The following is a 19481-nucleotide window of genomic DNA, read 5'->3' on the forward strand; positions in this document are numbered from 1 at the left end:
GCTCCCAGCGTCTCATCGTCGCTGGGCCTACCACTCGATCCGGTGTACCGGTTTTTCACGCGTGGTGGTGAACGAGTTCGGTTCCCCGGCCTGGTTGGGCTGCATCACGAGGAACGTGCTCACCGGCATGGCGTGGAGATGGTCGTGGGCGGTCGCGCTGCGAGATGGATGCCGGGCGTGACCGGGGGCTTTAAACAGGGTGCAGCGCAGGTGCGTGATCTGCTTGGGCGTGCCCGCGTAGGCAAAGTACCACCACACGTGGCCGCCTTCGCTTTCACGCCCCACCCAATGGTACGCTTTTGCGCTTTCCGAAGCAGCCTTCGTGGCGGTCACCTCATCACGGGTCCCAAACCGCAAGCGGGTTCGCAGCACGCCGAGGGCGGCTTTCTCGAGTTCCGCTGGGCTCGCGATCAGATCCTCGATCGGTGACTTCGATGCCGACGTCAAGAATTGTTGCTCATCAGCTAGGCTCAGACGCAGGGCCACCTCGACACGCTGCGTTTCCTCGTTGTACTGCAGCTCGGCAAGCGACTCCTGGGCGGGGTGGAGAAGCATGGCCGATAGCATGGTGAAAGCCAGAGCGATCATTGATCATCCTCCTTGCTAGCAGGTGGCTTGCCGGATTTCTTTGCATCCTTCTTCGAATCCTCCTGCTGGCCTGCTGATTTGCCTTTGCTCTTGGGGGCGTCTTCAGATTTGGGGTCAGCCTTTTTACTCTCTTTGGGAGATTTTTCTTTACCGTCCTGTTGCTCATCAGCATCCGACGATTCCGAGGCTTCTTCATCGGCGTCCTTGTCTGCGTCCTCGTCCGCATCCTTGTCATCCTCTTGGTCAGCGTCCTTTTCGGCCTTCTTGGCAGCCTCGACAGCTTTGCGCATCGGATTGGAGTCACCCTTCTTGCGTTTGTACAAATCAAACCGGGTGGGCTCTAGTTTCGGTGGCCAGTGGTTGTTGCTTTTGTCGGTGTCCGCGATCTCTTTCCTCGGATCGATTTCCAAGCGTACGATTTCCTTTTCAGTCAGGAACAGTTTCTTGACTTCCTTGGAGTTGCGGCGCCAGATCTCGGGTGGGAGGACGACGTGTTCTTGCGTGTTGTCGGCGTAGTGAATTCGCAGTGGAATCGGCATCACCAATCCGCCTTCGTTAACAAATTTGACGACGTAGAATTTTGTCGTCCGCCGCAGCAGGGCACGCTGCTCTTCATCGAGAGACTCGAGATGTTTCTGGTAGGCCTTGCGATCAGATTCTTCGACTTTGTCTTCGTCGTAATCAGGTGCGTTATAGAAGTCCTTGAGACCTGGCTGCCAATCGATTCGGCGGCGGAGTTCACGATTGCGTTCCTCGTCGAGGGTGATTTCTTCGGTTTCCTCCTTGCGGCGTTTTCGCTCGAACTCGTCGTCGGGGTCGCCATTGTCGATCACGAACAGTTCGACTGAATCGATCGCGATGTCGACATGATCGGTGCTGTAGAACCAACCTCGCCAGAACCAATCCAAGTTCGTGCCGGCAGCGTCTTCCATGGACCTGAAAAAGTCCGCGGGGGTCGGCCGTTTGAACTTCCAGCGGCGGGCATACTCCCGAAAGGCGAAGTCGAATCGCTCGCGTCCGAGCACGGTTTCACGCAGGATATTCAACGCCGTGGCTGGTTTGCCGTAGGCATTGTTTCCGAACTGCAGGATCTGGTCGCTGCCTGTCATGATCGGGCGTTGGTTTCCGCCACGCATGTAAGGGACGATCTTTTCCGCTGGCCCACGACCCGACGGATAGTCCTCTTCCCACTCTTGCTCAGCGAGATATTGCAGGAACGTGTTGAGTCCCTCGTCCATCCAGGTCCATTGTCGCTCGTCACTATTGACGATCATTGGAAAGAAGTTGTGACCGACCTCGTGGATAATCACACTGATCAATCCGTACTTCGTCGCCTTGGAGTACGTCCCATCGTCGTCGGGCCGGGGCCCGTTGAAACAGATCATCGGGTATTCCATGCCGTAGACCGGCCCGTTGACACTGATGGCGACATCGTAGGGATAATCGAATGTGTATCGGCCGTAGACTTCCAGCGTGAGGGCGATCGACTCGGTCGAGTATTGGCTCCACAACGGTTCGGCTTCGTTGGGGTAGTAGGACATCGCCATCACTGAGCGATCACCGACCTTCACTGCCATCGCGTCCCAGATGAACTTGCGGCTGGCGGCCCAGGCAAAGTCACGCACGTTCTCGGCGGCAAAACTCCATGTTTTGGTCTCGCCATCGTCGGATTCGTCTGATTCTTTTGACTCGTTCTCCTTGGCTTCCTCAGGCGTGATGATGAAACTCGGTTTCTTTTTCCCTGCGATCTTGCTGAGACGTTCGACCCATTCCTCCTTGAGCACTTCCTGCGGGTTCGAGAGCGTTCCCGTGGCGGCGACAACCATGTCGGCGGGGGCGGTGATGTCGACGTGATAATCACCAAGTTCCAGAGTGAATTCGCCGGAACCGAGGAATTGATTGTGCTGCCAGCCGGTGTAGTCCGTGTATGCAGTCATCCGTGGATACCACTGAGCGATTTCGAAGATGTCGTTGCCATCTTCCTCAAAGTGTTCGTAACCACCCCGGGCTCGGATCAACTTGGCGTCGACAATGTTGTAGTGGTAACCGATCCCGAACGTCGTCGATTCCCCTGGTTCCAACGGCTCGGACAGGTCGATTCGCATCATCGTATCGACAATGAGGTGCGGTGCTGGATCGCCTTGCTCTTGGTCCGGGGCTCCCTGGGTGACTGAATCGAGTTTGTAGCCCCCGTCAAATGTCTGTTCAGTCAGCAGGGTTTGGATCGATGAAAAAGGCGACCGTCCGGTCAGCGAGGGAGCTGTGCGGCTCATGATCGCGGCGGAGTCGGTGCGGAAGCGATTCTGGTCGAGCTGAACCCAGACGTAAGAAAGCGTGTGGGGAGAATGGTTGTGATACGTGATTCGACAGTTCCCTGTGAGGCTCCGCTGCTCGGCGTCGAGTGTCACATCGATGTCATAGTCGGCGCGCTGTTGCCAGTACATCGGACCGGGGGCTCCCGATGCGGTGCGGTACACCCCAGGGGTGGGCAACCAACTTTGGATCGTGTGGAACTTGTCCGCCGAGTCGACATGCTTGGGATTACTCAGCTGCTGGGCCGAGACTGACACGACGGCCATCCAACCGACAACGACAAAAGAGACAAACCGGATCACAAAGCACCTCCAAGGCAAAAGAGTCAAAGCCAACATCATAGTTAGTCTGAGCAAGAGAATATCAAGAAAACAAGGGGTAGTGGGAAGGCTGGGGTAGATGGAAGATTCCCGGACCGTGCCTCGACTCCCTTTCACGCCGCCCTCTACAATAGCAGGGAGCTCAGGCTCGATCTCCATTTTTGAATTCCTCATTGCCCACCGACCCCATCTCATGAGTCCAACGGAAAAATCCGAACCGGAAAGCCCTCACGAACTGCCACGCGGGTTCCGATTCGCCGGTGCTACTGGTGGTATCAAAGCCAGTGGCAAGTCGGACACGTCTTTGATCGTTTCAGACGATCCCTGTGTCGCGGCTGCAGTCACGACCACCAATCAGGTCTTCGCCGCACCCGTCCTGCTCTGCCGCCAGCGAACACCGCGGACAACCTGTCGTGCCGTCATCACCAATAGCGGCAATGCCAACGCGTGTACTGGTCAGGAGGGACTCGAGGATGCTGCAGCCATGTGCGAGCAGACGGCTGCTCGCATCGGCTGCGCCGCTGAGGACGTGTTGGTCATGAGCACCGGTGTCATCGGCCAGCGTCTGCCGATGGAGAAAGTGCGACGCGGCATCGATCGGGCCAGTGAATCGTTGGGCAACAGTGAACGCGATTTTCTGTCCGCGGCCGATGCCATCTGTACCACCGACAACTTCCGGAAAACGGCGTCGGCGACATTTCGAGCCAACGGGCAAACCTATCGGATTGCAGCGATGTGCAAGGGCGCGGGGATGATCGCGCCGAATATGGCAACGATGCTCGGCGTCATCGTCACCGATTTTCCTCTCAGCAGTGAGCTGGCCCAGTCCTCATTGCGGCGAATCGTCGAGCGAACGTTCAACCGCGTCAGCGTCGACGGGCACACCAGTACGAATGATACCGTGGTCTTGCTCAGTAGTGGCCAAGGTGACTGGGTCACCTCGGAATCGGACGCCTCCCTGTTTGTTGAAACCGCCGCTGACGTGTGTTTGAAGCTGGCCAAGCTTTTGGTTGCCGACGGCGAGGGTGCGGCGAGATTTTTTGAGGTCGCTGTCCGAGGGGCGGCAAGCGATGCCGATGCCCTGAGCATCGCTCGATGCGTCGCAGCGAGTCCGCTCGTCAAAACGGCGATCCAAGGCGGCGACCCCAATTGGGGGCGGATCGTCTCGGCGGCTGGCTACGCGGGGCCTCCGATCGATGTTGAGCGGATGTCGTTGCTGATCGAGGAGCATTGTGTCTTTCGCGACGGCCAGCCGCTCGCTTTTGATGCTGCCGACATGAGTGGGCGGATGAAACGAGCTTCCGAAGTCAAGCTTGAGCTGACCGTCGGCGACGGGCCAGGCGATTCCAAATACTGGTCGAGTGATTTAACCGAGGACTACGTGCGTTTCAATTCGCTGTACACGACCTAGCCTCCTGCCCATGAAGAAAGGGAAGCCCGGATGAACCGGACTTCCCTTTGCTGGTGATCGTCATCGCTGCCGCGGTGCGGTGCGAATCAGTCGAGATGGTTACTCTTTCGAGTCTTCCATTTCGGTTTCGGCACCCTTGGGGGTGTTGTCGTCGTACTTGGCTTCTGGGATCGCATCGAGGTCACGGACGGGAACGACCTCGTGGTAGACCGCGAATTCTTCGTCTTCGGATTCCGCTTCTTTGGAGACAGGCTCCTCGGTCACGTTGGCCGCAGCGGAGATGGTTTCGATCACCTTGCGTTCGACGATTTGGTTTCGCAGTGCATCCATTTGTCCCGATTTCTCGAAGCGGGCCCGGATCTTCCGCGGCGACGAGTCGCTTTGCTCGGCGATCAATTGGATCTCGGCCTCAAACTCTTCGGGCAAGGCGTCGATGTTCTCATTCTCGGCGATTTGTTCGAGGATGAAGTGTTCACGCAGTGAAGCTTCGGTTCCCGCTTGCAGGTTCTGGCTGCTGGCGTTGACGAAGCGACGGATCATGTCTTCATCGAAACCGCTGCGACGGAACTCGAGGACTTTGCGGTCGAGTTCACGTTTGGTTTGCCGGCGAACGAGTGTTGGTGGCAGTTCGAATTCGGCCGTCGAAAGCAGTTGCTCGACGATCGAGGTTCGCATTGCCTGCTCGGTGCGATAGTTGGCTTGTCGTTCGAGCGAATTGCGAACGAAGTCTCGCAGTTCGGCTTCGGACTCGAATTCACCCAGTTCGTCCAAGAAATCGGCAGTCAGTTGGGGAAGTTCCAACTTGAGGACTTCGACGACGGTGAATTCGACGTCGATTTCCTTGTTCTGAACCGACTCGTCGCTGTGCCCTTCGCTCAGTTTAGCCTTGCCGGTGATGACGTCGCCTTCTTTCGCGTCGGTCATCATTTCGCCGAAGTTCTCACAGACGGCATCGGAGAGGCTCAATCGATTGGCGAGGGTAACCCGCTCTTCGTCCATTTCGGAGAGCACTGCATCACCGTCTCGGAAGACGGCAGTGATCAACAGCTTGTCGCCGATTTGAGCGGGCTCTTCGCTGGCTTCGAGGGAAGCGTAGCGAGAGAGAACACGCTCGAGAGCTTTGTCGATGTCCTCTTCGGAAACCTCTTCGACCGGTTTGGTGAGCGAGATGCCCTTCCAGTCTGGGGTGTCGAATTCTGGGCGAACTTCGATGCTGAACTGGTACTTGAACGGTCCCTCATCGAGCAGTTGGATCGACTCGTATTCAAAATCGGGTTCACCGATTGCTGAAAAGTCTTCTTGCTCGGTGACTTGGCTGAGACTGTCCATCAATAGCGAGCCTTTGACCCGCTCCTGGATGCGGTCTTTGAACTGCTTCTCGACCAGTTTCCGCGGGGCGCGACCGGCGCGGAACCCAGGCACCTGGGCATCGGGGACGAGTTCGTCGTAGGCTTCTTTGAGATAGCGTTCAACTTCGCCGCGTGGGATGGAAACCACGACTTCGCGGAGACACGCCTGTGGTTTTTCCACGGTGACTTCCAGCTGCAGCGGAGCCTTCTCAGGCGACTCATCGGTCGCGGTGGGATCAATGTCGACGGACGTGGACATCCTGTATTCTTACTTATGCCAGAGGAGGGCGTCCCGAAAGGGAGGGGCCGCCGCGGGACGGGGATGGTTTGAGTTTTCGGTCGGTGCCTCTTTGCAGGCACACTGACCGTGAGAATCCTGCAAGTGTAATGCCCAATGAGGCAAAAGGGCAAGCCGATAGTCGAAAAGATGACCGCAGATTCCGGCCGCCTTCTGAAAAAATGCCTGGGAGTGAAAAAAGATTGCCAGACGCCCTTGTCACCTGGCCCGACGCTCTTATACTCTAGCCCACACGACAGGAGGTGAGTCGCAGCAAAGTAGCCACTCACGCCAGAAACGTGGTTGCACGCTTTCTGGGTGTCCCCGACTCCTGTCCTGCCACGCGGCTGTAGCTCAGTTGGCAGAGCATCACGTTGCCAACGTGATTGTCGTCGGTTCGAATCCGATCAGCCGCTCTTTTCAAAGCCACCGGTTTTCCAATCGGTGGCTTTTTTTGTGCGCCGCCAGTAGGAGGTCCGCCTGTCGGCCAGGCAGCGGGAGGACTCGTTGCCTCCTGTTGATTACTCACAAGTGCAGCATTCTATCGATTGCTGAAGATAGCTCATGACAACGCCCCAACGGGGCAGTTCTATGAAAGCCCCAGGCAACGCCTGGGGTTTCAGACGCCACCACCTCGCGTTAGCCCCAACGGGGGCGGCTCTATTTGCACATGCCATCCGAACGGCAGGATTGCGGCGAACATGAGGGCCGCCCCGTTGGGGCTACCGAAACATTTCGCTATCCGATTATCCGACCCCAGGGCGATGCCCTGGGCTTTCATACAGCCGCCCCGTTGGGGCTCAAGAACGCTTCCTTCGGGATACATGCGGGTAATCACAAAACCGGGATTCCTGTCAGACAAGCTGACAGGGGATCCGGTTTTGTGGGTAACTGACAGCTCGTCGCCTCGCCCACTACTAAAACCGACACTTGCTTCATCGTGTGTTGCTTAGTTGCCGGGTGGGCGGTGTTACCCGGGGCCTCACGACACTCGGCTCATTGCGGCGGCGGCGATCGAATCGACAGCCCGCTGTCTGATTTGCGACCAGCGGTCGCCGCCGCTACGACTTCAGGAATCGGGTCAGCAGCTCGATCCCGGGAGCGGTCAGGAAGCTCTCGGGATGGAACTGCCATCCCTCGATGGCATGCTCGCGGTGCCGGACGCCCATGATCTGACGCTCGCCGCCCGTGTCGGTCCAGGCGGTGACGATGAGTTCGTCTGGCAAAGTCGGCGGGTCGATGACCAACGAATGGTAGCGTGTCGCCACGAAGGGATTGCTTAGCCCAGCGAAGAAGCCCTGTTCGTCATGGACAATTTCGTCGGTCTTGCCGTGCATTAGCTGGGGGGCGCGGACGATGGTGGCTCCCATCGCCTGGCCGATGGATTGATGTCCCAGGCAAACGCCGAGAATGGGAATCTTCCCGGCAAAGTGGCGGACACACTCGACGCTCACGCCGGCTTCACTCGGGGTGCAGGGGCCCGGTGAGATCAGCAATCGGGTCGGGGACATTTCCTCGATCTGTGCGACGGTGCAGTCGTCGTTGCGAATCACTCGCACATCGATGGCGGGATCGATTTCGCCGAAACGCTGCACGAGGTTGTAGGTGAAGGAATCGTAGTTATCGATGACCAACAACATGAAAATTTTCCGGCAAACAGAATTGGAAATGTCAAGAGAGATTCGGATCAGAATAACGGAAAGGATATTCTTAGCGAGTCAAGACGTAAACGCTCTTTAGAATTGGAGTCGCGTCGGCGTATAATTGGGGCCAGCGAGAGATTCCCGTGACCTTTTCATTCGAGAAGAGAGTTGTCGCTTTCGCCGCGTTTGCTCATTCGCTTGTCTTGCCTCCTTCTTGGACTCATCGACGTGATTTCGGTTCGCCCTAAAGTCGCTGAACTCGCCTTCCACCTGTTCAGTCGACCGATTCACCCTGAGTTGATCGTCGTGCAACAGTCGCGAATGATCCAGCGTGGACACTATAACGCCAAAGTCGACATCACCAATTGTGGGCATGTCATCACGTTCAATGGCGGCAAGTCCACTCTTTGTGAGGTGGCCACCAGCGCTCAGCAGCCGCTGCCCACCCGGCGTTGTCTCGTTCATCAATCGCTTAAGGGCAGCCGCACGGAAGAGGCGACCTGCCAGGGCGGGTTGGAGTATCGCACCCACTTTCAGCTCGAAACCGTCGGTGCGGACATGTTCTGGATGGTCGGGAAACAACTCGGCAAGGGCCAAACCGAAGGGTTACTGCATCGCTTTGGCTCGAGCGGGCGGATGGCATTGGGCGCGATCAGTTACGTCAATATCGAGACGCGTCTGAACTCCATGCTCGTTCAGGCGATCCACACGTTTCCCGACGACTACGCGATCGTCAAAGTCGAGTCGCTGTTCAGTTTGCCGGAGTAGTCCGAAGTGCGCGATCGCTCAGACTGGGCGAGCGTGGTCGATCACCTCGTCGGCGTGATTGATCTCCAGGACGGCGTCGCTGTGCACGGAATCGCAGGCAATCGCCAGCACTACGCGGCCGTCAAGCCACTGCGCCGATTGGGACGGGCCGCCGATGGAGATCCGCTGGCGTTGGTGGATTGGTACCGCAGCCGGCTCCCAATTCGCCAGTTCTATATTGCGGACTTGGATGCCTTGCAGGGGAAAGCGGCCCAGCACACTGCGATCGAATCGCTCATCTCTTGCGGCGATCCCACCGACCGCTGGCTCGTCGATGTCGGTATGAGCCAACAGAACGCCGCCTCCCAGATCGGCTGGATCGAGCGAATCAGCGCCCGATACGCCAACGTGAATTGGATCATCGCGAGTGAATCGGCAACCTCATCGCAGTGGCTGGGGCAAATCGCCGAGTCGCTCTCATCTCGATCGCTCATCCTTGGTTTGGATTTCCGTGATGGAGTGTTCGTCGGTCCGCCAGCCGGACTGGATGACTGGCTCATCGCCGCCCAACGAGCGGGCCTGCGCAGCGGCATGGTGCTCGATGTCGCCACCGTTGGGACAGGGGCTGGCCCGCGCACGGCCGATCTCTGCGGCGATTTCCACGAGCGACTGCCGGCCTGGCAATGGATCTCCGGGGGCGGGTGTCGCCATGCCGAGGATGTGAAGACCTTTCTGAACGCGGGCTGCCAGAATTGTTTAGTCGCTTCGGCACTCTTGCCGGCTTGAGTCTTCGGGTCGATCCGGGCGTTGCCGGTCTCGTCGGCGTTTGCGATTCAGCGCAGGTCGCTCGTTAACGCCGTTTTGGAGTGGATGACAACCAATGTTTCTGAGACGCTAAGGCGACTAAAATGACTCAGCGTCCCACTCTCTCTCGTCCCACTCGCCACGCCGCCATGACCACCGATTCCGATTCTGACTTGCCGACGCTCGATCCCCCCGGTTCCATCGTGGTGCTGGGCACGACACCCGTCGGCGTGGAAGCAGCCCTGTATGGCCGATTCCTTGGTTACAACGTGACGTTGATCGCAGCGGTCGATGCTTGGACATCCGAGCGTCCTGACGCGGGGCGGATCGGCCCGACCTTCCAAGATGACTGGTTCGCCCGTCACTGGCTGGGAGAGCAATCGATCGCATCTCGCTGGGACGATGCCATGCCGATGATGCCCGATCAATGCCTCTCCCCGCTGGCGACCGAAGCGATCGCGGCGCAGCGTGACGAGGAGGCGAGTGCGCTGCCCATCAGTATGCGGCAATGGATCCAAGACGGCCTGCAAGCGATCCTCGAGACCGACCTCCTGCGTGGGCGTTGCTTTGCCGATACCTTCGTTGAGTCGATGGCATTGGCTGACGTGAGTGTCGACGAGGAAGGGGCCTCCGAGGCAGACTCCAATGGAGGTGCCGATGAGAGTGATGATGAGATCCCACCTGACTTCGTGCTCACGCTCCGCGGCGAGCCTATCGGAAAAGACGGTAACGGTTCCCTGCAGTGCGAGTGCATCATCGTCGCGGACGTGCCACTCGATTCCACTGAGCGAGAGTTCGATTTGCCCGCTGACTACTTCTTTGAAATCGCTTCAGCGGACCACTCTCGAGCCGACGACGAAATTCGAGCTGGATGGCGACGGATCACCGAGATCTACGCGCAGTTAGCAGGGCGGGCGGAATTGGATCTGTACCGCCCGCGTCGACTCTAGCAGTCTGGCGGAGCAAGAGGCCAGTGCGGGTCGCTTGTTATTGCTTAGCAACGCACGATCAATTTCTGTCGTAGTGGACGAGACGACGAGCTGTCCTTTACCCACAAGTTTGCTCCCCTGTGTGCTTGCCACACGGGAAGCGACGTTTTGGAATTAGAAATCCGTGGCACCGATGGTCGTTCCCCTGTCGGCTTGCCCGACAGGAAACCAAGCCGAAAGACTTTGCTGTCATGCGGGGCAAGCCCGCATGGGAGCGAGGTGCACGCTTGAGCCTTCCTAACTACAAAACATGGATTCCTGTCGGACAAGCCGACAGGGGATCCGATTTTGTGGGTAATCAACAGGAGACGACGAGTCCAAAGCCGCAGGACTCGTCGCCTCCTGTCAGTTACCCACAAGTCGTATCCGGTGGTGTTCGCTTGCGCTCAAACCACCGGCTATTCTCTTCAACGCCTTCGGCGTAGGAAGGCTTGCGGGTCTCAACAGTTCGTCGCCTCGTCCACCACCGAAAAGCTTTCGCTCAATTCGCCAATTATTGACCACGCGTTGCTTAGCCGATCGTCAAGCGTTTGCGGCGCGACATCCCGGTGTGGGTGAGGACGAGTAATGCGATCAGCGCCGTGCCGATGTAAAAACCCGCCCCTAGATGTTGGTAATCACCGAGGATAATTCCTCCCAGGATGATTCCATAAACAGGCTCGAGGTTGTTGGCAAAGTTGATTGTGAATACGGAAAGTCGCTTTAGCAGAGAGACATATTCACTATACGCATACACCGTACACAGCTCAGCCAATATAACGATCCAGAACCAATCCATGGCCGATGGCATGAGATCGAGGCCGCGCCCCTCGCTCAGCCAGTGAGCGGAGATGGGCAGACATAGGGCGCAGAATAGACAGGCTCCGGTTAACTCGTACCACGTGATCACACGGTGTGGCGTGTGCTTAGCGAAGAATCCGTTGATGATGGAAAACACAGCCGCCGCGATCGCCGCAGCGATGGCGATAGCGAAACCCACTGCGTACTGCGTTTCACTCTGGAAGATTATCGCGACGGCACCGATCACGAGCACCCCGAACACAAGGTCCATGCGTTTGAGAACGCGGCCTCGGACCATGAGCGGTTCGAGCAGCGCGGTCCACAGTGAAATCGTTGCGGCCCCGACCATGCACACCGAAACGTTCGCGACTTTGACCGCGAGGAAGAACAGCACCCAGTGCAACCCGATGACACCACCGGTTGCGAACATGGCAATCGCGCGGCGGGCGGGCACGCGCAGCTTCTTTCTCAAAATCACGCCCAGCGTGATCGAGGCCAAGAGACAGCGATAGAAAACAAGTTCGATCGACGGCAAGTCGATCAGTTCGCCGAGCACACCCGTGAATCCCCACAGGAACACGATGAAATGCAGTTTCCAATAGTCGCGTGGCTCGCCGTGATCTTCCAAATTCGAGTCTACAGTCCCAGGTCACCAAACAATGGAGTGCTGAGATAGCGTTCGCCGAGGCTGCACATGACCGTCACAATCCGCTTGCCCTTCATCTCCGGCCGGGCAGCGACTTGGGCAGCGGCGTACATGTTGGCACCGCTACTGATCCCGGCGACAATGCCTTCTTCCTTGGCCAGTCGACGCCCCCAGGCAAACGCATCCTCGTCATCGATCAAGACGACATCATCGATGATCGATGTGTCGAGGTTTTTCGGGATGAATCCGGCCCCGATCCCCTGGATGCGGTGTTTGCCCGGCGAGCCGCCGCTGATGACAGCGGAATGGGTGGGTTCGACGGCAAACGCCTTGAAATCAGGGTTCATTTTCTTGAGGTAGCGAGCCACCCCGGTGATCGTGCCGCCCGTACCCACGCCAGCAACGATCGCATCGATTTGATGGCCACTGTCTTCCCAGATCTCCGGTCCCGTTGTCGCTTCATGAATGGCTGGATTGGCTGGGTTCTCAAACTGCTGCGGCATGAATGAGTTGTCGGTTTTGTCGACGAGATTCTTTGCTGTCTCGATCGCCCCGTTCATGCCGTCGCCGGCCGGCGTGAGAACCAGGTTTGCGCCCATGGCACGCAGCAAGGCGCGCCGTTCGACTGACATCGATTCGGGCATCGTCAAGGTGAGTTTGTAACCTTTGGCTGCGCATACGAAGGCGAGTGCGATTCCAGTATTGCCGCTGGTCGGCTCGACGATGTGCGTTTCCGAATTGATCTTGCCGTCGCGTTCCCCGGCCTCGATCATCGAAACGCCGATGCGATCCTTGACGCTGTTGAGCGGCTGAAAAAACTCACACTTGGCAAAGACCGTCGCCCCGCCTGCGGGCACCAAACGGTTGATTTGCACCATTGGTGTGTCACCGATACTACGGGTGACACTGTCATACGATTTTCCACGAGCCATGATCTAATCCTTTAAGTCAAGTTTCCAGTCTTGGAACTGATTGCATAACCAATCGATCCGAACGGGCCATTGCCTCTCAATGATCCCTGAGCGTCAACACTCAATGTTGACACCGATGAACCACTAAGGGGTGTGAGCAACTGTTCGGTACAGGAGTCGGTGAACGCTAGCACCGGTTCTCAAAACGCTACGTGTTTGGCGTGAAAAAACCGGGGCTAGCGCCCACCGGCTCGTTGGGTGACACCGAAGGACTCCCGAGCACCTGCTTAGGCGACTTGCCAGGTATCCCCGGAGTGAAACAGAGCGTTCAGGTCGCCATCGCCCTGTTTGGCTTTGGCGGCGGTGACCTGCTCGTTAATCTGATCGTCGTAGGTCGTGACGCCCTTGACCGACCGCAGCACCCCAATGGGCTCGGGCATCTCCGGATATCGCATCCGGGCGAGCATCATTTGGATGGCGGGGTTGGGTGCCTGAGCGTCGTGAATCAGCAGGTCATCCGCGGGCACATCGGCTGTGTTGACGACTTCCAACTGGTTGCCTGTCAGGCGGATGCCTTTGTCGCTCTGGGCACCAAAAATCAAGGGTTTGCCGTGCTCCAGTTCGACGACGTTCTCTGCCCGCTGTTTCTTTTCTTGAGCGTACGCCATCGCGCCGTCGTTGAACACGTTGCAGTTCTGGTAGACTTCGACCAAGGAGGTACCCTTGTGCTCGGCAGCGGCCTTGAGCGTTTGACCGAGGTGCTTGACGTGCGCGTCGATACTGCGAGCGACGAACGTGGCTTCGGCCGCGAGAGCCACCGACAGTGGGCTGAGCGGATGGTCGATCGCACCCATGGGCGTGCTCTTGGTGACTTGGCCCTCGACGCTCGTGGGACTGTACTGGCCCTTGGTCAATCCATAGATGCGGTTATTGAACAGCACAATGTTGATGTCCAGGTTGCGTCGCAGGCAGTGAATGAAGTGATTCCCGCCGATGGACAGGGCGTCGCCGTCACCGGTGATTACCCAGACCATGAGTTCGGGACGCGTGGACTTCAAACCGGTTGCAAACGTCGGAGCACGGCCGTGGATGCTGTGCATTCCATAGGTGTTCATGTAGTACGGAAACCGGCTGCTGCAGCCGATACCGCTGATGAAGACAGTTTTCTCGCGTGGGTACCCGAGTTCGGGCAAGACCTTCTTCATCTGCGCGAGGATCGAGTAGTCGCCACAGCCGGGGCACCAGCGGACATCTTGGTCGGAGGCGAAATCGGCAGCTTTGAGGACTGGAAGATTCATGGGAAAGATTCAGGTTGGACAGAGAGTGGTTTGGCGGATGGGGAGCGAACGTCTGGGCAACGTTTCGCTAGCCCACTTTGGCCGTGCGGCGTGCGGATGCGTCCTGCCGCCGCGTGGTGGCATGGTGAGTGATTTCGTCGACAAGTTCGGAGACCGCAAAGGGCTTGCCCTGGATCTTGTTGATCCCGATGCAGTCGACGAGGTATTCCGCCCGCAGCAGCATCCGGAGTTGCCCGGAATTCAGTTCCGGCACGAGAATCGTCCGAAACGAACCGAGCAGCTCGCCGATGTTCGCTGGCATCGGGTTCATGTAGCGAATGTGGGCGTGACTGACGTCGTGCCCCGCATCCCGGCATCGGGCGACGGCGGTCAAACATGCCCCGTACGTGCCGCCCCATGAAATCACCAAGATGTCACCGGACGTGTTACCAAAGACATCTTGGTCGGGGATCCGCTCAGCGATCTTGGCCACTTTGGCCGCCCGGGTGTCGACCATGTGTTGGTGGTTGTCGGGGTCGTAGGAAACGTTGCCCGTGCCATCTTCCTTTTCCAAACCGCCGAGGCGGTGCATCAAATCGGGTGTGCCGGGAACGGCCCAGGGTCGCGCTAGATTCTCGTTGCGAGAGTACGGCAGGAAGGGTTCCTCGGACTCACCTCCGGCCGGATGGGTGCACGAAATTTCGGGCAGGTCGGCGACGTCAGGGATCTTCCACGGTTCACTGCCGTTGGCGATGTAGCCATCCGAGAGCACCATCACCGGGACCATGCACTCGACGGCGATCCGCCAGGCTTCGACGGCCATGTCGAAACAATCACCGGGTGATCGCGGTGCCAGGATCGGCATGGGGGCCTCCCCATTGCGGCCGTACATGGCCTGCAATAGATCGCTCTGCTCGGTCTTCGTCGGCAACCCCGTGCTGGGGCCGCCGCGTTGAACGTTGATGATGATCATCGGCAGTTCGAGCATGATGCCAAGGCCCATCGCTTCGCCCTTGAGCGCGATCCCTGGACCACTGCTCGCCGTGACGGCCATGGAACCACCAAACGCCGCTCCGATAGTGGCGCCAATCGCGGCGATCTCATCTTCGGCTTGAAAGGTTCGCACGCCGAAATTCTTGAACCGGGTCAGCTCATGCAAAATGTCCGATGCTGGCGTGATCGGATAGGTGCCGTAGAACATCTCCTTCTTGCTGACGCTCGAAGCTGCGATCAAGCCCCACGCGAGGGCTTGGTTGCCCATGATGTTGCGGTAGGTACCGGGGGCCAATTTCGCCGCTTCGACCTGGTAGCTTTCCCCAAACACTTCGGTCGTCTCGCCGAATGCCCAACCGGCCCGCAGGGCGGCGATGTTGGCATTCATGATGTCGGGTTTCTTGGAGAACTTTTCTTCGATAAATCGCAGTGTCGGGTCGAGCGAGCGGCCGAAGAGCCAGTACACGAGGCCCATCGCGAAGAAGTTCTTGCAGCGGTCGGCGAACTTTGTGCTCAGCCCAAATTCGCTCACTGCCTCGCGGGTTAACTTAGTCATCGCGACCCGCACGACACGGTAGGACTGCTCGATCACGTCAGCATCGAGCGGATTGCTCTCGACCTTTGCGAGCTTGTATTCCTTGTCGTTGAAACCATCCTCATTGGCGATCAGAATGCCGCCTTTGCGAAGGTCGCTCAAATTGGTGACCATGGCGGCGGGGTTCATCACCACGAGTGCATCGAGCGTGTCACCGGGGGTGAAGATCTCACGGCTAGCAAATTGGACCTGAAACCCTGAGACGCCCGCGCGGGTACCGCGTGGCGCCCGGATCTCGGCCGGAAAGTCCGGGAATGTCGCCACATCGTTGCCCGCCAACGCTGACGTATTGGTCAGCTGGGTGCCGAGCAACTGCATTCCATCACCCGAGTCGCCGCACAATCGGACGGTGATGCCCGAGACGGTTTCGATCGTCTTGGAGGTGGACGAAGAATTGCTGGTGTCGATCATGAGAGAGCGAGAGAGGGGAGGCTGATCGGAACACGACAAGGCCGCATTCCGCTCATAAGGCGTGATCAATTGAGGGCACGATGGCGGGGACTTTAGCGATTCTATCGAGCATGAGGGCGCGTCAAAATCACCCTAATCGTATCTTTTCTACCGAATTATGGGAATGGTCGCGATTTATTCGCGCACCATTTCCCGCGTGTAGACCGCTAAAACCGTCTCAAACGTGGACTTTTCGATTTTGAATTGCGGGTCCGAGTCCGTAAATCGGTTGCAGTGGTCGGCAACAACTCGGTAGAGAAATCGGAATAAATGCCGTGGGACTCGCAGCGATTCAAACGACACCAGCATCTTTTCGTACGAGAGTGAGTCTTCGAAAAGGTCGCGTGGCTCGGGGCTCTGCCCCTCGGCGGCACAGGCTCGCATCCGGGCCCGGGCCAGGTCGTAGAGCGATTCACCAGTCCATTGGAAGGCCGGGATGACGTTCTGTTTGTCCAGTCGAGCTCGTTCGTGAAACTCTCGCGTCTCCCGCTCGGTGTCTCGGTACAACTCCTCGGGCAGCATCATCTTGAATCCCAGCCCGGGGTGTTTGAGCAGTTTGTTGTCGAGCAAGGGCCAGACGAATCGCCGCATCAATTCAGGCTTGCCGCCCGTCATGTGCGGCTCGTCGACACGGTCCATCAACACGATCATGCCGTCAAAGCCCAGCCGCGCGAGCAGGCCTTGGAATTTCCGCAGCAGTTCATAGCGATCGTCGGTGCGATCGTAGCGGGGGGCCGGCTGGCTCTCGAGTTCACCGGAGGGGAACTGCATCAGGACCTTGCGCACCGACCCGGTTTCCCGCTTGCCCACACGCATGTGCCGGTGGATGCCGGCGGCAGCAAAATGGTTCTTGGTCAGTCGAATCAAATAGGGCAGTTTGCCCAGGAAGACGAGAATCGGGATCAGCCATAGCAGGTTCCAAGTCCGCACGCCCTGTTCATCGGCCGAGTTCCAGAACATCCAGCCGACGACGAGCGTGACGAGGATGGACCAGAAAACCGCGAAGTAAAAATCGATCGAGGCCCACCAATTGGTAAACCCCAGCCGCTGGCGGAGCTGGGCAAACCGACCGGTGAAGGTCGATGTGGTGGATTGGTCGTAACACGCTGCGAGCAGCAACAGGTCGCGCGCATCGTTTCGATCGAGCTTCGCAACTCGCCCGGCGTCGATGCGATTGCCATCATCGCCGCGACGACGGTCTTCGTCGGACAGTACCTGATCAATCAGATCAGTGACGCCAATACAGAGGATCGCGTCCATGTGATCCCACAAACGCCAGGCATCGAGTGCCTTTTCTGGCTTGCGGGCCGCCCGTTTGCCCAATCGCTCACAGAAGTGATCCAGGAACGGATTGAAGTCGTCGTAGCGAATGATATAGACGCGGTCGTCGGGATGTTCGGCGTTGAACTGCACCAAGTGCTGATCGATCTGCAAACGCATCGCCGTTTTTCCGGACCCTTTGGGGCCGAAAATGATCGCGGTCGCCGGTTCGGTCGGGTCGCCATATACCTTGTCCCAGGCGGGATGGTAGGCGTTGCGGATGCAGTGCTGTTTGAACACCGGGTCGGTCTGCGCGTCCTCCTCGGCGAAGGGGTTGCGGACAATACCGTGGTGTTCGAGAAAGGATTGAGTATTCACAAGCGTGCTGGTTTATTTACCGACGGAATGGACCATTTTCTTGAACGCTTTGCCGTGGGCAGCGATCACCGGCGCGGGGCCGATCATTTTGACGAAGTACTGCCGGTGGTGGGCGAACTCGGGCTGGCCAGGCGAATCCTGGTCCGGCTCGACGAGAATGGCGCCTATCATGGCGTAATCGGAACGTTTGACAAATCGCCCTCCTGCGAACGGGCCGCCCCCCATCCGCTCGGCAAAATCACCGGAGATCTCCACGACATACACATTCCACTTGCCGCTCTCCGTTTCCTGGGTCGGCTTGACTTTCTTGCTCGTCCCACTGAACTGGCCAATCCAGCGGTCGATATTCGCATCGACTCCGCCGCTGGCGGGCATCATCGTCAGACGAGCGGTTTTCACGTCTTCGCCCTCGCCGGCGCTGGCGGAAAATTCATGATCGATAATGTTGTTGGCTTTCTTAGCCTTCTTGAAATCAGCTGGTACGACCAGCGTGCCCGCGTCGCCAAAGATCTGGATCGTTGCCGTAGGCTCGGTTGACTGCTCAGCTGCGGTCGCTTCGTCGCCCGAAACCGCCGCCGGCGGTGCTCCTTGCACAGCTAGGGGAGTCAGGATCGCGCCACCGGCGAGGATCCAGCAACACGAAGTCGAGAGCATCTGGGTGGTACGAGAAAGAAGCGTGGCAGGGCTGAACAAAGCAGTTTTCATGTTTTCTACCTCCGGGATGGGATCGGGACGGATCATCTCTACTCCACGATCCTACCACAATGCCCGCGAAGTGCGGGAGGCTACCGACATCCCTGACCAAACGTGTCCGCCCCACCTCCGATACTTCTTGTGAGGCGGCAATTGCCCGCTGTCAACATCTCAACGAACCGATTTCAATCGCAAGGAACGACCCATGGCAAAATATTATGTTCAATCCGGTACCTTTCGTCGTGTTGTCGCTGCTCAATCATGCCACAAGGCTGCGTTGTGGGCAGTGAACGAGGTCATGCAGCAGATCCTGCCGACCGAGGAACAGCCGAGTGCCTCGCAGGCCGAAACGGCCACCGTTCTGTCCGCTCGCGTGCGAGTCGGCGAGCGTGGATTCGACCGCGATGACGCGCAGCAATTGTCGACGATGGAGGTGATGGGCCAGTGGACCGAGATGGTGATGACGCTCGACCGCTTGCAGCAGATGCTCGACGGGGCTCCCCCGGCCCAGCCGGCGGCGCGCGGTCGATTGAGTTCCACTGATTTCCCCGGAAGCGATCTCACCGACGATTTGGCTGCCTGATCGTGTCAGTGAGCTCCCAAGAAATAGAGGCTTCGTTCACCCAACGACACCCCCGCCGATTTATTGAGCCGAGACGCGTGGGCGGCCGGGTGATCAAGAAGCGGCGAATTTTGCGAAAGCTTTTCCTGTGGTGGACAAGGCGACGAACTGTTGTGCCCCGCACGTTTTCCTACGCCGAAGGCGTTGAAGAAAATAGGGTTCATCCGACGGAAGCGTGCGCCCGAGGTTTTCAAGGCATGGCTCCCGTATCGAAGGATTTATTTTTGGGATGTGATTATCAATGTTAGACTGGCACTGCCGGGAGAAACGGAGCCGAGCTCTGCAGAGGTGCTGGCTTGGCAAGTGATATCTCGGTCGCCAGCGTTTCCCTGAAAAAGCGGTACGCCAATGGTGTTGTCGGTCCCTGGCGAGCGTTTGTTCGTCAGGGACGCATTTTTGTAAGGTTATTGGATACGAGAGCCATGCCTAGAAAAA

Annotated in this window: 15 protein-coding genes and 1 tRNA gene; 6 read left to right on the forward strand and 10 right to left on the reverse strand. The window is 58.1% G+C overall.

Annotated features, from left to right (window positions below; genetic code table 11):
* Positions 1 to 27: 27 nt before the first annotated feature.
* A complete protein-coding gene (locus CA85_RS07335; protein WP_146390662.1) occupies positions 28 to 588 on the reverse strand; it encodes a DUF6702 family protein in 561 nt (186 codons plus the stop codon).
* Complete coding sequence (locus tag CA85_RS07340) at positions 585 to 3167, reverse strand: M1 family metallopeptidase (protein ID WP_246112620.1); 2583 nt, start codon at positions 3165 to 3167, stop codon at positions 585 to 587. The genes CA85_RS07335 and CA85_RS07340 overlap by 4 nt, the downstream gene beginning before the upstream one ends.
* 247 nt (positions 3168 to 3414) lie before the next feature.
* Between CA85_RS07340 and argJ the strand changes: the two genes are divergently transcribed.
* The gene (argJ, locus tag CA85_RS07345; RefSeq protein ID WP_146390663.1) at positions 3415 to 4632 is read left to right on the forward strand and encodes a bifunctional glutamate N-acetyltransferase/amino-acid acetyltransferase ArgJ; all 1218 of its coding nucleotides are present in this window, start codon (positions 3415 to 3417) and stop codon (positions 4630 to 4632) included.
* Between the two features lie 99 nt (positions 4633 to 4731).
* Here argJ and tig read toward each other — a convergent pair whose 3' ends face one another.
* Positions 4732 to 6240 carry a trigger factor gene (gene tig / locus CA85_RS07350; RefSeq protein ID WP_146390664.1) on the reverse strand — a complete coding sequence of 503 codons (1509 nt, stop codon included), beginning with the start codon at positions 6238 to 6240 and terminating at the stop codon, positions 4732 to 4734.
* A 361-nt stretch (positions 6241 to 6601) separates the two neighbouring features.
* Between tig and CA85_RS07355 the strand changes: the two genes are divergently transcribed.
* Positions 6602 to 6674 (forward strand) — tRNA-Gly (locus CA85_RS07355).
* Between the two features lie 645 nt (positions 6675 to 7319).
* Here CA85_RS07355 and CA85_RS07360 read toward each other — a convergent pair.
* Positions 7320 to 7898, reverse strand: a complete 579-nt coding sequence (locus CA85_RS07360; protein ID WP_146390665.1) for an anthranilate synthase component II — start codon at positions 7896 to 7898, stop codon at positions 7320 to 7322.
* 231 nt (positions 7899 to 8129) lie between these two features.
* Here CA85_RS07360 and CA85_RS07365 point away from each other — a divergent pair, with 231 nt between their 5' ends.
* The 3 genes from CA85_RS07365 (at position 8130) to CA85_RS07375 (ending at position 10402) form a co-directional block, all read left to right on the forward strand.
* Positions 8130 to 8669 carry a DUF2617 family protein gene (locus tag CA85_RS07365; RefSeq protein WP_146390666.1) on the forward strand — a complete coding sequence of 180 codons (540 nt, stop codon included), beginning with the start codon at positions 8130 to 8132 and terminating at the stop codon, positions 8667 to 8669.
* A gap of 6 nt (positions 8670 to 8675) precedes the next feature.
* The gene (locus CA85_RS07370; protein ID WP_146390667.1) at positions 8676 to 9434 is read left to right on the forward strand and encodes a HisA/HisF-related TIM barrel protein; all 759 of its coding nucleotides are present in this window, start codon (positions 8676 to 8678) and stop codon (positions 9432 to 9434) included.
* A gap of 122 nt (positions 9435 to 9556) precedes the next feature.
* Complete coding sequence (locus tag CA85_RS07375; protein ID WP_246112576.1) at positions 9557 to 10402, forward strand: hypothetical protein; 846 nt, start codon at positions 9557 to 9559, stop codon at positions 10400 to 10402.
* A gap of 550 nt (positions 10403 to 10952) precedes the next feature.
* Here the strand turns inward: CA85_RS07375 and CA85_RS07380 are convergent.
* The 6 genes from CA85_RS07380 to CA85_RS07405 form a co-directional block, all read right to left on the reverse strand.
* Positions 10953 to 11849, reverse strand: a complete 897-nt coding sequence (locus CA85_RS07380) for a DMT family transporter (protein ID WP_146390668.1) — start codon at positions 11847 to 11849, stop codon at positions 10953 to 10955.
* An 8-nt stretch (positions 11850 to 11857) separates the two neighbouring features.
* Positions 11858 to 12799 (reverse strand): cysteine synthase A, encoded by a 942-nt coding sequence (cysK, locus tag CA85_RS07385; protein ID WP_146390669.1) that lies wholly within the window; start codon positions 12797 to 12799, stop codon positions 11858 to 11860.
* Positions 12800 to 13065: 266 nt separating this feature from the next.
* Complete coding sequence (locus CA85_RS07390; RefSeq protein WP_146390670.1) at positions 13066 to 14076, reverse strand: 2-oxoacid:ferredoxin oxidoreductase subunit beta; 1011 nt, start codon at positions 14074 to 14076, stop codon at positions 13066 to 13068.
* Between the two features lie 67 nt (positions 14077 to 14143).
* The gene (locus CA85_RS07395) at positions 14144 to 16054 is read right to left on the reverse strand and encodes a 2-oxoacid:acceptor oxidoreductase subunit alpha (RefSeq protein ID WP_146390671.1); all 1911 of its coding nucleotides are present in this window, start codon (positions 16052 to 16054) and stop codon (positions 14144 to 14146) included.
* Positions 16055 to 16228: 174 nt separating this feature from the next.
* Positions 16229 to 17731 (reverse strand): hypothetical protein, encoded by a 1503-nt coding sequence (locus tag CA85_RS07400; protein WP_146390672.1) that lies wholly within the window; start codon positions 17729 to 17731, stop codon positions 16229 to 16231.
* Positions 17732 to 17743: 12 nt separating this feature from the next.
* Complete coding sequence (locus CA85_RS07405) at positions 17744 to 18436, reverse strand: gluconolactonase (RefSeq protein ID WP_146390673.1); 693 nt, start codon at positions 18434 to 18436, stop codon at positions 17744 to 17746.
* Positions 18437 to 18629: 193 nt separating this feature from the next.
* Here CA85_RS07405 and CA85_RS07410 point away from each other — a divergent pair, with 193 nt between their 5' ends.
* Positions 18630 to 19007 carry a hypothetical protein gene (locus CA85_RS07410; protein WP_146390674.1) on the forward strand — a complete coding sequence of 126 codons (378 nt, stop codon included), beginning with the start codon at positions 18630 to 18632 and terminating at the stop codon, positions 19005 to 19007.
* Positions 19008 to 19481: the final 474 nt, after the last annotated feature.

The sequence above is a fragment of the Allorhodopirellula solitaria genome, assembly GCF_007859855.1.
GTDB lineage: Bacteria > Planctomycetota > Planctomycetia > Pirellulales > Pirellulaceae > Rhodopirellula > Rhodopirellula solitaria.

What these genes read in the sequence shown, in the direction of transcription:
- CA85_RS07335 (WP_146390662.1), bottom strand. Translation starts at nt 588, where the DNA reads ATGATCGCTCTGGCTTTCACCATGCTATCGGCCATGCTTCTCCACCCC.
- CA85_RS07340 (WP_246112620.1), bottom strand. Translation starts at nt 3,167, where the DNA reads ATGGCCGTCGTGTCAGTCTCGGCCCAGCAGCTGAGTAATCCCAAGCAT.
- argJ (WP_146390663.1), top strand. Translation starts at nt 3,415, where the DNA reads ATGAGTCCAACGGAAAAATCCGAACCGGAAAGCCCTCACGAACTGCCA.
- CA85_RS07360 (WP_146390665.1), bottom strand. Translation starts at nt 7,898, where the DNA reads ATGTTGTTGGTCATCGATAACTACGATTCCTTCACCTACAACCTCGTG.
- cysK (WP_146390669.1), bottom strand. Translation starts at nt 12,799, where the DNA reads ATGGCTCGTGGAAAATCGTATGACAGTGTCACCCGTAGTATCGGTGAC.
- CA85_RS07375 (WP_246112576.1), top strand. Translation starts at nt 9,557, where the DNA reads ATGACTCAGCGTCCCACTCTCTCTCGTCCCACTCGCCACGCCGCCATG.
- CA85_RS07410 (WP_146390674.1), top strand. Translation starts at nt 18,630, where the DNA reads ATGGCAAAATATTATGTTCAATCCGGTACCTTTCGTCGTGTTGTCGCT.
- CA85_RS07395 (WP_146390671.1), bottom strand. Translation starts at nt 16,054, where the DNA reads ATGATCGACACCAGCAATTCTTCGTCCACCTCCAAGACGATCGAAACC.
- CA85_RS07390 (WP_146390670.1), bottom strand. Translation starts at nt 14,076, where the DNA reads ATGAATCTTCCAGTCCTCAAAGCTGCCGATTTCGCCTCCGACCAAGAT.
- tig (WP_146390664.1), bottom strand. Translation starts at nt 6,240, where the DNA reads ATGTCCACGTCCGTCGACATTGATCCCACCGCGACCGATGAGTCGCCT.
- CA85_RS07405 (WP_146390673.1), bottom strand. Translation starts at nt 18,436, where the DNA reads ATGAAAACTGCTTTGTTCAGCCCTGCCACGCTTCTTTCTCGTACCACC.